Origin of the sequence: Acidovorax sp. 93 (assembly GCF_003633835.1) — a bacterium.
Classification (GTDB): domain Bacteria; phylum Pseudomonadota; class Gammaproteobacteria; order Burkholderiales; family Burkholderiaceae_C; genus Acidovorax; species Acidovorax facilis.
The window spans coordinates 949,096-961,116 of record NZ_RBIT01000001.1 but is presented as its reverse complement, the minus strand read 5'-3'; the positions used below and the strand labels follow the sequence as shown (position 1 = coordinate 961,116).

Genomic DNA, 12,021 nt, shown 5'->3' with positions numbered 1-12,021 from the left:
CGTCGCAGTGGCCCCTTTTTGAACGTGCTCTGAGCGCTTCTCTGAACGCTCCGCCGATCAGGACCGTGCAGCGCGCTTGCGCTCGTTCTCGGTCAGGTGGCGCTTGCGCAGGCGCACAGACTTGGGCGTGATCTCGACCAGTTCATCGTCCTCGATGAATTCCACGCCGTATTCCAGTGTGAGGTCGATCGGGGGCGTGATCTTGATCGCGTCTTCCTTGCCAGAGACACGGAAGTTGGTCAGCTGCTTGGTGCGCGTGGCGTTCACGATCAGGTCGTTGTCGCGGCTGTGAATGCCCACGATCATGCCTTCGTACACGGGGTCGTTCGCCTTCACGAACATGCGGCCACGGTCGTCCAGCTTGCCCAGGGCGTAGGTGAAGATTTCACCATCGTCCATGGAGATCAGCACACCGTTCTTGCGACCACCGATGTCGCCCTTGTGCGGCTCGTAGCTGTCGAAGATGTTGGAGATCAGGCCCGAACCACGCGTCAGGTTCAGGAATTCGTTGGTGAAACCGATCAGGCCACGTGCGGGGATGCGGTATTCGAGGCGTACGCGGCCACGGCCGTCGGACTCCATGTTCACCAGCTCGCCCTTGCGCTCGCCCAGGGCCTGCATCACGCCGCCCTGGTGGCCTTCTTCGATGTCCACCGTCACCAGCTCGATAGGCTCGTGCTTCACGCCGTCGATGTCCTTGAACACCACGCGGGGCTTGGACACGGCCAGCTCGTAGCCTTCACGGCGCATGTTTTCCAAGAGGATGGTCAGGTGCAGTTCACCCCGGCCCATCACTTCGAAGATACCTTCTTCATCGGTCTCAGACACGCGCAGGGCCACGTTGTGCTGCAGCTCCTTTTGCAGACGGTCCCAGATCTGGCGGCTGGTAACGAACTTGCCTTCGCGGCCGGCCAGGGGCGAGGTGTTCACGCAGAAGTTCATGGTCAGCGTGGGCTCGTCCACCTTCAGCATGGGCAGCGGCGACGGGTTGGCGGGGTCGGTCACGGTCACGCCGATGCCGATGTCCTCGATGCCGTTGATCAGCACGATGTCGCCAGGGCCCGCCAGCGGCGTCTGCATGCGATCAAGGCCCTGGAAGGTGAGCACCTGGTTGACACGGCCCTTGACGGACTTGCCATCGGGGCCTTCCATGACGAGCACATCCTGGCCGGGCTTGATGGTGCCCTGGCTGATGCGGCCCACGCCGATGCGGCCCACAAAGGTGGAGAAGTCCAGCGCCGAAATCTGCAGTTGCAGCGGAGCGGCTGGGTCACCCGTGTTCGGTGGAACGTGCGAGAGGATCGTGTCGAACAGGGCCGACATGTCGGGACCCCACTGCTCGCCCGGCGCGCCTTCTTCCAGCGACGACCAGCCGTTGATGCCCGAGGCGTACACCACGGGGAAGTCGAGTTGTTCGTCGGTGGCACCGAGCTTGTCGAACAGGTCGAACGCGGCATTCACCACCTTGTCGGGGTTGGCACCGGGCTTGTCCACCTTGTTCACCACCAGGATGGGGCGCAGGCCCAGAGCCAGGGCCTTCTTGGTCACGAAACGCGTCTGGGGCATGGGGCCTTCTTGCGCGTCGATCAGCAGCACCACGCTGTCCACCATGGACAGCGCACGCTCCACTTCACCGCCGAAGTCCGCGTGGCCGGGGGTGTCCACGATGTTGATGTGCGTGCCCTTCCAGCTCACGGCGCAGTTCTTGGCCAGGATCGTGATGCCACGCTCTTTTTCAATCGCGTTGTTGTCCATCACGGTGTCAACGACCTTTTCGTGGTCGGCGAAGGTGCCGGACTGGCGCAGCAGCTGGTCGACCATGGTGGTTTTGCCGTGGTCAACGTGGGCAATGATCGCGATATTGCGGATTTGTTTCGTCGTCATAGTTTTTCCAATGTGCCGCTGGCTTGAGGGTGCGGCATGCCTTCCAAAATTTGTTGAATTTCCAGCGGACTCAGGAGCCTGTCCGGCACCAGCTCCCCGCCCACGATGTGGCCCACCCCCAGCAGTGCCGGAGGATTCTCGCCGAACACCGCCACGGCACTGGCATCGGGCCAGGTGCCACGGCGACGCACGCCCGACAGGAATCGGGCTGCATTCTCGCCGTCCAGCGTGACACGCACGTGTTGTGCCAGCAGCGACTCGGGCGCCTCCAGGCTGCACAGGCGCTCCGCCTCCGGCATGGCTTCCAGCTGGGCCAGCGTGACGCAACGCTCCACACCGATTCCACCCGTGTCGATGCGGCGCAAGAAGGTCAGGTGCGCGCCGCAACCCAGCGCCGCCCCGATGTCTTCACCCAGCGTGCGGATGTAGGTGCCTTTGCTGCAAGTTACTATTATTTTGATAGCTGCTTGCGCTTTATCTGTCTGCGTCAGGGTCAGTTTTAATGCATGAATGACGACATCGCGCGCTTCACGCTCTACCGTGACACCTGCTCGCGCGTACTCGTACAGCGCCTTGCCGTCTTTCTTGAGCGCACTGTGCATCGGCGGCACCTGGCGAATAGGGCCGGTGAACTGCTCTTGCACGGCCGCAAGACGCTCAGGGGTCAGCTGTGCCAAGTCCACATCACAGCGTTGCACCACATCGCCTTCGGCGTCGCCGGTGGTGGTGGTGGTGCCCAGCAGTGCAACGGCTTCGTAGGTCTTGGGCGCATCCAGCTGCAGCTGGCTGAACTTGGTGGCCGCGCCAAAACACAGCGGCAACACGCCGGTGGCCAATGGGTCCAGCGTGCCGGTATGGCCCGCCTTTTCGGCGCGCAAGAGCCATTTCGCCTTTTGCAAGGCGTCGTTGCTCGAAAGGCCGAGCGGTTTGTCGAGCAGCAACACCCCATGCACAGGGCGCCGCTGCACCCTGGTGCGAGGCGCGTGCATGGACTACTCCTCTTTTGCGCGGGAAGAAACTGCCTTGGCGATCAAGGCATTCATGTCGGCCGCACGCTCGGAGGTGCGGTCGAACACAAAGTGCAGCGTGGGCACCGTGTGGATGTGCAGGCGCTTGAACAAGCCGTTTCGCAGGAACCCCGCAGCCTGGTTGAGCGCCGCCTGTGTCTCCACAGGGTCGCCCGTCAACAGGCTGAAGAACACCTTGGCGTGTGCGTAGTCTGGAGTCACCTCCACACCCTGCAGCGTCACCATGCCCACACGCGGATCTTTCAACTCGCGCGCGATCAGCTCCGTCAGATCGCGCTGGATCTGATCGGCGACCTTGAAGGCGCGGTTGGGGGTGGAAGATTTCTTCGCAGCCATGTCGTCGTCACCGATGCCTTACAGCGTCCGAGCGATTTCCTTGATGTCAAAGAATTCGAGGTGATCGCCTTCCTTGATGTCGTTGTAGTTCTTGAGCTTGATACCGCACTCAAAGCCTTCCTTGACATCCTTGACATCGTCCTTGAGGCGCTTGATCGAATCGACTTCGCCGGTGTAGACCACCACGTTGTCGCGCAGCAGGCGGAAGCGTGCGTTGCGATGGACCATGCCCGAAGTGATGTACGAACCGGCAATCGTGCCGATCTTGGTCGCCACGAACACCGTGCGGATCTCGGCGGTGCCGATGATTTCCTCGCGCTGCTCGGGGGCCAGCATGCCGGACATCGCCACACGCAGCTCGTCCACAGCGTCGTAAATGATGCTGTAGTAGTGCAGATCGACGCCATTGCCTTCGGCCAGCTTGCGCGCACCGGCATCGGCCCGCACGTTGAAGCCGATCACGATGGCCTTGGAGGCGATCGCCAGGTTGATGTCGGACTCGCTGATGGCGCCCACGGCGGCGTACACCAGCTGCACCTTGACTTCGTCGGTCGAGAGCTTGAGCAGCGACTGCGCCAGCGCTTCCTGCGAACCCTGTACATCGGCCTTGACGATGATGGGCAACATCTTCACTTCGCCCGCCGTCATGTCGGCAAACATGTTTTCCAGCTTGGCGGCCTGTTGCTTGGCCAGCTTGGTGTTGCGGAACTTGCCGGCACGGTAGGTCGCGATTTCGCGGGCACGGCGTTCGTCCGTGAGCACCATGAATTCGTCGCCGGCCTGCGGCACTTCCGTCAGACCCTGGATTTCCACCGGGATCGACGGGCCTGCGGTTTTGGCGACCTTGCCGTTTTCGTCCAGCATGGCGCGCACGCGGCCATAGGTCTGGCCAGCCAGCACAATATCGCCCACCTTGAGCGTACCGGACTGCACCAGCACCGTGGCCACAGGGCCGCGGCCCTTGTCGAGCTGGGCTTCGATCACCAGACCCTTGGCCAGTGAATCGACCGGTGCCTTGAGTTCCAGCACTTCGGCCTGCAGCAGCACTTGCTCCAGCAGGGTGTCGATGCCCATGCCGGTCTTGGAAGACACAGGCACGAACGGCGAATCGCCACCGTACTCTTCAGGCACCACCTCTTCGACCACCAGCTCCTGCTTGACGCGGTCGGGGTTGGCATCGGGCTTGTCGGCCTTGGTGATCGCCACCACGATAGGAACACCAGCCGCCTTGGCGTGCTTGATGGCTTCCTTGGTCTGGGGCATGACACCGTCATCGGCCGCCACCACCAGGATCACGATGTCCGTGGCCTGGGCACCACGGGCACGCATGGCCGTGAAGGCCTCGTGGCCCGGGGTGTCAAGGAACGACACCATGCCGCGTGGTGTTTCCACGTGGTAGGCACCAATGTGCTGCGTGATGCCACCGGCTTCACCCGCAGCCACCTTGGCGCGGCGAATGTAATCGAGCAGCGAGGTCTTGCCATGGTCCACGTGGCCCATGACGGTCACCACAGGAGCACGTGGCAACAATTCCACGTTCTGCTGGGTCGTATCGTCGTCGGTAAAGGCTTCTGGATCGTCCAGCGCTGCCACCACCGCCTTGTGGCCCAGTTCTTCCACCACGATCATGGCGGTGTCCTGGTCCAGCGGCTGGTTGATGGTGACCATCTGGCCCATCTTCATCAGCGCCTTGATCACTTCAGACGCCTTGATCGACATCTTGTGTGCCAGCTCTGCCACCGTGATGGTTTCGGGCACATGCACTTCAATGATGCGCGCCTCGACCGGTGCAGACTGCTGGTGATCGTCGCGATGGTCGCGGCTGTCGCCACGGCGGCCACGCGGGCCACCACGCCAGTTGTTGCGACCGACACCGCCGCTGCTGTCGCCACGGGTCTTGATTTCTTTCTTCTTGGCAGTGTCGTTGGCCCAGCTGGAGGACAGCTTGGCCGACTTCACTTCCTTGCCAGCGCCTGGCGCACCTGCGCCTGCCCCGGCAGTGGCGGGAGCGCCTGCGCGCGCCACACCGGTGCCGACAGCCGGCTTGTGCAGGGTGCCCTTCTTGGCATCCCCCACGGCAGCGGGCTTGGCCACTGGCTTGGGTTCTTCTGGCTTCTTGGCCACCATGACCGCCTTCTTGGGCGTGGCCATCATGGACCGGATCGCAGCAGCTTCCGCTTCGGCCTTGCGGCGACGGGCGTCCAGGTCAGCAGCGCGCGCTGTTTCCTCGTCGGCGCGTGCCTTGGATTCAGCGGCAGCCTTTTCGCGGGCTTCGGTTTGGGCTGCATTGCGTGCAGCGGCTTCGGCCGCTTGCTCGCGGGTGGCCTCCTGCTTGACAGCAGAGGCTTGTGCCTTCTTCTCGGCTTCCTGGGCGGCATAGGCGGCAGCGCGCTCTTCAGCTTCACGCTCACGCTTCTCACGCGCTTCACGCTCGGCACGCTTTTCGGCCAGCTCCGTCTCCTGGCGGCGGATCAGCTCGGCCTGGCGGCGAGCTTCTTCCTCGCGGCGGGACAGTTCCAGGTCTTCGCTGGAAACAGCGGCCTCTTCCGCAGCGGCGGGCGCGTGGGATTCGGCAGATGCCTCGGCACCTTCGTCGCGCTGGATGAACGTGCGCTTCTTGCGCACTTCCACCTGGATCGTGCGTGCCTTGCCCGTGGCATCCGCCTGCTTGATCTCGCTGGTGGACTTCTTCACCAGCGTGATCTTCTTGCGGTCGGCCGAGGCCGTGCCATGGCTGGCCTGCAGATAGGCCAGCAGCTTTTGCTTATCCGACTCGGTCAACGCGTCGGAAGGGGCGGCCTTGCCCACGCCCGCAGCTTTGAGCTGGTCGAGCAGGGTTTCAGGCGATTTTTTGAGTTCGGTTGCAAACTCGGCGACAGTATTACTGGACATATGTGGTTCGTGCCTCCCTGACCTTTACTCTTGCCCCGCGAACCAGTGTTCGCGCGCCTTCATGATCAAGGCTTTGGCATCCTCTGCAGACTGTCCGGTCAGGTCGGTCAGCTCATCAATGGCCAGATCGGCCAGGTCGTCACGTGTATGCACACCGCCTTCGGCCAACTTGGCAATCAGCTCGGGGGTGAGGCCTTCGAGGTCGCGCAGGTCCTGGGAGACCTCTTCCACGCTTTCCTCGCGGGCAATTTCCATCGTCAGCAGCGCATCCTTGGCACGGGCACGCAACTCGTTGACGGTGTCTTCGTCGAAGCTTTCGATCTCCAGCATTTCCTGCAGCGGCACATAGGCCACTTCTTCGAGGCTGTTGAAGCCTTCGGAGATCAGGATGTCGGCGATTTCCTCGTCCACATCGAGCTTTTCCATGAACAGCTTGCGGGCCGTGTCGGTCTCGTTGGCCTGCTTTTGCGCGCTTTCGGCGGCGTCCATGATGTTGATCTTCCAGCCAGTCAGGTCGGACGCCAGACGCACGTTCTGACCACCACGGCCAATGGCGATGGCGAGATTTTCCTCGTCCACGACCACGTCCATGGCGTGTTTTTCTTCATCGACCACGATGGAGGACACGTTGGCCGGGGCCAGGGCGCCGATCACAAACTGTGCGGGGTCTTCGGACCACAGCACGATGTCCACGCGTTCGCCAGCGAGTTCGTTGGTCACCGCATTGACGCGGGTGCCACGCACACCGACGCAGGTGCCAATGGGGTCCACGCGCTTGTCGTGGCTCAGCACGGCGATCTTGGCGCGCGAGCCGGGGTCACGGGCGCAGGACTTGATTTCCAGCAGGCCTTGTTCGATCTCAGGCACTTCGTTGCGGAAGAGTTCGATCATGAACTCGGGGGCCGAGCGCGACAGGATGATGGGAGCGCCGCGCAGCGTCAGGTCCACTTCCATGATCATGGCGCGCACACGGTCGCCACTGCGCAGGTTTTCCTTCGGGATCATCTCGCCACGGCGCAGACGTCCTTCCACACGGCCGGATTCGACAATGATGTCGCCCTTGTCCATGCGTTTGACGGTGCCGGTAAAGATTTTCTCGCCGCGCGACATGAAGTCGTTGAGCAGCATTTCACGCTCGGCGTCGCGGATCTTCTGCAGGATGACCTGCTTGGCAGCCATGGCGCCGATGCGGCCGATCGGCACGGACTCGACACCTTCTTCGATGTACTCGCCCACTTCGATGTCCGGAATGCGGTCCTTCGCATCCATCAGCAGCTCTTCGGCCTCGGGGTTTTGCAGGCCGGCATCATCGGGCACCACCAGCCAGCGACGGAAAGTCTCATAGTTGCCGCTGTCGCGATCCACGGACACGCGAATGTCCACCTCGCCCTGGTACAGCTTCTTGGTAGCCTGGGCCAGGGCCGACTCCACGGCGCCCAAGACCACATCACGCTCCACGTTCTTTTCGCGCGAAATGGCCTCAACCAACATCAACAATTCGCGATTCATGCGACGACTCTCCTGTTTCAATCACCCGAAGGCGGAGGCTGCGCGCGGCTGCCACCCACCCCAATTTTTCAGCAGCCACTCAGGCGGGTGCCGCCCCAGCCTTGCCTGCACGCCCCTTGAAATCCACGATGGGCGCCAGGCGCACATCCCGAACCTCGTCCAAGGTAAAGCCCAGCGCCTGCAATGGGGCGGGCACACGTTTCTTGCTGACCTTTTGACCTAGCTTGACCGGCGGCTCGTCACTCCAGACGATCTGCCACCCCCCAGCCTCGGCGCGCTCCAGCGTGCCGCGAAATTTCTTGCGGGTGGCATTCACCTGCCCCGCCGCCGCCGCAACGCCGATGGGCGCCTTCAGGGTGACGTCGATGACCGAACCCTCGAAGCGGACAAAGTCTTGCTCATGACGCAGGGGGCGATCGATGCCGGGGGACGACACTTCGAGGCGCTTGTACTCGACGCCATCGACCTCCAGCGCAAACTGCAGCTGGCGCGTGACCTTCTCACAATCCTCGACGGTCACGAACTGCTCAATCACGGGCTGGGGCGCATCAGCGGCCGGCTGCACCCAGGGCAAGTCGATGGTGACGCGCAGCAAACCGCCAGCGGAGCGTTCGATCTCCACCAGGTCATACCCCAGACCCGTCACAATTTGTTCAACGACTTGCTGCAATGCCACGTGTTCAGTTCAATCCCGGAAAAACAAAAAACCCGATAACCCCCGGAGACTCTTCCCCGACAGCTTCGAGCTCCAAAAGCGTTCGACCAAAAAAAACGGGCGGTTGGTACCCGCCCGTTTGGTCGTGAGAGTCGTATTGTAGCGCGCAAAGTGTTGATTTGCAAAGGCGCGGACGGGCAAAACTGTTGTCAACGCGCCCAGGCCAGTGTGCATGCGGCCTGCCGGACGATATGGTGCCAAAACGGCACCTGGCGCTTATCCAATCGGCGCGAGCAGCTATGACAGTGATAGCGGCTGCAGCAGCTCGGCCAGATCGCCCTCGGTGAACAGCGGCTCCTTGCGTGCAGCGGAGTCGCTGTACAGACTGCCCGCCAGCTGCGCCTTGCGCTCCTGCAGCGCCAAAATTCGCTCTTCGATCGTGCCCTGCGCTACCAGTTTGATCACCCATACGCTCTGTGTCTGTCCAATGCGGTGGGCGCGGTCGGTGGCCTGGTTTTCCACTGCCGGGTTCCACCAGGGGTCGTAGTGAATCACCGTGTCGGCCTGCGGCAGGTTCAGCCCCACCCCGCCCGCCTTCAGGCTGACCAGGAACAGGGGCACCTGCCCGCTGGTGAACTGTTCGATGATCGCGTCGCGCTTCTGGCTCTGCCCCGTGAGCTTGACCCAGGGCAGGTTGCGTTTTTTCAGCTCGGCCTCGATCAGCGTGAGCATGCTGGTGAACTGCGAGAACAGCAAAATGCGCCGCCCTTCGGCCAGCATCTCGGGCAGCAGCGCCATCAGCTGGTCCAGCTTGGCCGATGTCTTGACCTTTTTGGCGGCATCCAGCGGCACGAGTTGCGGGTGGCAGCACACCTGGCGCAGCTTGAGCAGCGCATCAAGGATGGTGATCTGCGACTTGGCCAGCCCCTTGGTCTGCAAGGCTTCGCGCACGGTTTTTTCCATACCCAGACGGATGGTTTCGTACAGATCGGCCTGCGTGCCGGTCAGTTCCACGGGCATCACCGACTCGACCTTGGGCGGCAGCTCGCCCGCCACCAGGGCCTTGGTCCTGCGCAGCATGAAGGGCGTGATGCGCGAGCGCAGCTGCGCCATGCGCGCGCCGTCGCCCTGCTTTTCGATGGGCGTGCGGAACACCTCCTTGAAGCGTGTTTGACTGCCCAGAAAACCTGGCATCAAAAAGTGAAACAGGCTCCAGATCTCGCCCAGGTGGTTTTCCATGGGCGTGCCCGACAGGCACAGCCGGTGGCGCGCCTGCAGCTGGCTGACCACCTGCGCAGCATGCGTGCTGGCGTTCTTGATGTTCTGCGCTTCATCCAACACCACCAGGTGCCACTGGTGCGCCAACCAGCGCTCGCGGTCGCGCTGCAGCAGCGAATACGGGGCGATGACCAGGTCATGCTCGGTGACTGTATCTGCCATGCCGTGTCGGCCGGCGCCATGCAGCACCAGACAACGTAGCCCAGGGCAAAAGCGGGCCGCCTCGCGCTGCCAGTTGCCCATGAGGCTCACGGGTGCGATGACCAGCGCAGGTGCGGTCAGCCGCCCCGCGTCTTTTTCGACCTGGATGTGTGCCAGGGTCTGCAGCGTCTTGCCCAGGCCCATGTCGTCGGCCAGCACACCGGCCAGTCCGTGGGCACTCAGAAACTGCAGCCAGTTCAGCCCCTGCTGCTGGTACGGCCGCAAGGTGGCCTGTACGCTGGCGGGCAAAGGCACCTCCGGCAAGGCGCCGACGCCCTGCAACTGGGCCACCATGGCGCGCAAGGCATCGGCGCCCTGCCACACCGCGCCCTCGCCCAACGCGGCGCTGGTGCGCAGCGCGTCCATGCGCGAGAGCTTGAGGCTGTCGCCGCTGAAGTCGTGCGCGCGGTCGCCCACCAGGTCCAGCAAGGCGGCCATCCAGGGGCGCAGCGCGTCGGTCGGCACCCGCACAAAACCCGATGTAACCACACCCCGCAGGTAAGCAAACGGCGGCAGCTGCGGCTGTCCAGTGACGGGGTCGGGCGGCTGCTGGGCGGCAGCGGCGATCAGCAGGGGCAGCAACGGCAGGATGTTGTGGCGCACGCCGTTGATTTCCATGCCCAGCGACAGCGCAAACCAGGGCGATGTGGCCTCATCTTCGCCACTGGGTTGCAGTGACACGTCCAGCGTGTCGGCATGGGTGATCCAGCCGTCCAGCGCCGCGTCCTGCGTCAGCACAAAACCGGCCTCGCGCAACACAGAAAACCCGTTGTCAAACCAGTGCATCCAGTCGTCCTGCGATTCCTCGCCGGGGATGCCGAACAGGCCATCGTCGGTGGCCAGCAGGCCCAGGTCCATCAGGCGTTCAATGGCATCCAGCTCGGCCGCCGCGTCGCGCTGCAGCAGCACCTGACTGCCGTCGGCGCCAGTCACCAGCACGCTCAGGTCCTGCCCGGCCCACCAGCCCACATGGCCCTGGTAGTCAAAGCGCAACTGGGCGGTGATGAGGCCCAGGCCCGGCACATCGGCTTCGGGCACGGGCGCCAGGTGCAGGCGCGCCACGGGCTTGACGCCCTGCACGCGTGTGAGAGGGCTGAGCACCGGCGGCAGCGGCAGCATGCCCACAAGGCGGCTCGCCACCTCGGCATGGTGTTTTTGCAGCGCGGCGGCGGCGAGCGGAGGCGCCTGCAGCAGCAGTTCCAGTTGTTCGGGGCTCAACCCCTCGGCCGACACGGGGCCGCACAGGCCCTGGGCGACATCGAGGTACAGGGGCGGATGGTTGGCACACAGCGTGGCGCTGGGGCTGGGCAGGCGGGCCTGCAAGGTCCAGGCGTTGTCGCCACCGTCGCCACCACCGGACGCGACTTTTTCTTTCCAGGCCCAGGCAATGGGCAGCGGATCGCCCCAGCGCAGCGGTACGCCCACCGTGGAGCCGCCTGCATCCACAAACAGACGCCCCGTGGCAGCCGCCTGCTGCAGTGCCAGCAGGCCTACAGCTCCCTCCAGCACACCCGTCGGCGCGCCGCTGTAGGCCGAGTAGTAGCCCACGCTGCGCGGCATGGCACGCAGCAGTTGCAGCAGCTGGCGGTCTGCATCCGCGGCGCGGTCATACACCGCCTGGCCGGGTCCAGGTTGGGTCCGGACGGCCTTGGGCTTGGCCCAGCCGCCGGTGAGTTTGGGGTAGGACACCACGGCCTCGATCTGCAGCTGTGGCGCGCCATTGCGCAGGCGCCCGACGGTGGAGAGCAGGTAGAGGTAACACTCCGGCCGGTCTGCCCGTGCGCCAGCCAGTGGCGGCGCGGCGTTGTCTGCCGCCAGATCCCAGTCGTTCAGCCAACGCACCAGGCGGGCCTCGGCCTCTGCGCGGGCCTGGGCGGCAACGCGCTCCTGCATAGCCTGCAGCGCTTGCGCGGCCTGCGCTGTAGGGGGCGAACGGGGGGCAGGCTCTGCGCCTGGGCGCATGTCCAGGGCCTTCAGCGTCAGGGCTACGGCGTGTTTGCAGTCTTCGCCCACCGGGCAGGTGCATTCGCCCGTCCAGGAGCGGACCTGGCCGTTGGGCGCCAGCACCAGCTCTACCGACAGCGCGTACGGCTCGGGTTGGGTGCCCTGCACTTCGCCGCCGATGCGCCAGACGCCTTTGCCTTCCTCTTCAACGTCGATGCGGACGACGGCGGACTGCCGGAAAAGTCCCATACCACGCGACCAAGCGCCTTGGTCGCAGTGGGCCTGCAGCGAGCT

At 63.9% G+C, this 12,021-nt stretch carries 7 protein-coding genes; all 7 read right to left on the bottom strand.

Features of this window, described 5'->3' with window-relative positions:
* Positions 1–57: 57 nt before the first annotated feature.
* The 7 genes from typA to C8C93_RS04280 all read right to left on the bottom strand — a co-directional run bounded on the left by typA (position 58) and on the right by C8C93_RS04280 (position 11,976).
* Positions 58–1,884, bottom strand: a complete 1,827-nt coding sequence (gene typA / locus C8C93_RS04310) for a translational GTPase TypA (RefSeq protein WP_055398157.1) — start codon at positions 1,882–1,884, stop codon at positions 58–60.
* Positions 1,881–2,873, bottom strand: coding sequence for a tRNA pseudouridine(55) synthase TruB (gene truB, locus C8C93_RS04305; RefSeq protein ID WP_121506027.1), 993 nt, complete (start codon positions 2,871–2,873; stop codon positions 1,881–1,883). The genes typA and truB overlap by 4 nt, the downstream gene beginning before the upstream one ends.
* 3 nt (positions 2,874–2,876) lie before the next feature.
* A complete protein-coding gene (rbfA, locus tag C8C93_RS04300) occupies positions 2,877–3,248 on the bottom strand; it encodes a 30S ribosome-binding factor RbfA (protein ID WP_010458038.1) in 372 nt (123 codons plus the stop codon).
* An 18-nt stretch (positions 3,249–3,266) separates the two neighbouring features.
* Positions 3,267–6,140, bottom strand: coding sequence for a translation initiation factor IF-2 (gene infB, locus C8C93_RS04295; RefSeq protein ID WP_121506026.1), 2,874 nt, complete (start codon positions 6,138–6,140; stop codon positions 3,267–3,269).
* Positions 6,141–6,164: 24 nt separating this feature from the next.
* Positions 6,165–7,649 (bottom strand): transcription termination factor NusA, encoded by a 1,485-nt coding sequence (gene nusA, locus C8C93_RS04290; RefSeq protein WP_121506025.1) that lies wholly within the window; start codon positions 7,647–7,649, stop codon positions 6,165–6,167.
* 79 nt (positions 7,650–7,728) lie between these two features.
* A complete protein-coding gene (gene rimP / locus C8C93_RS04285; protein ID WP_121506024.1) occupies positions 7,729–8,325 on the bottom strand; it encodes a ribosome maturation factor RimP in 597 nt (198 codons plus the stop codon).
* A 276-nt stretch (positions 8,326–8,601) separates the two neighbouring features.
* Complete coding sequence (locus C8C93_RS04280; protein ID WP_121506023.1) at positions 8,602–11,976, bottom strand: DEAD/DEAH box helicase; 3,375 nt, start codon at positions 11,974–11,976, stop codon at positions 8,602–8,604.
* Positions 11,977–12,021 lie beyond the last annotated feature (45 nt).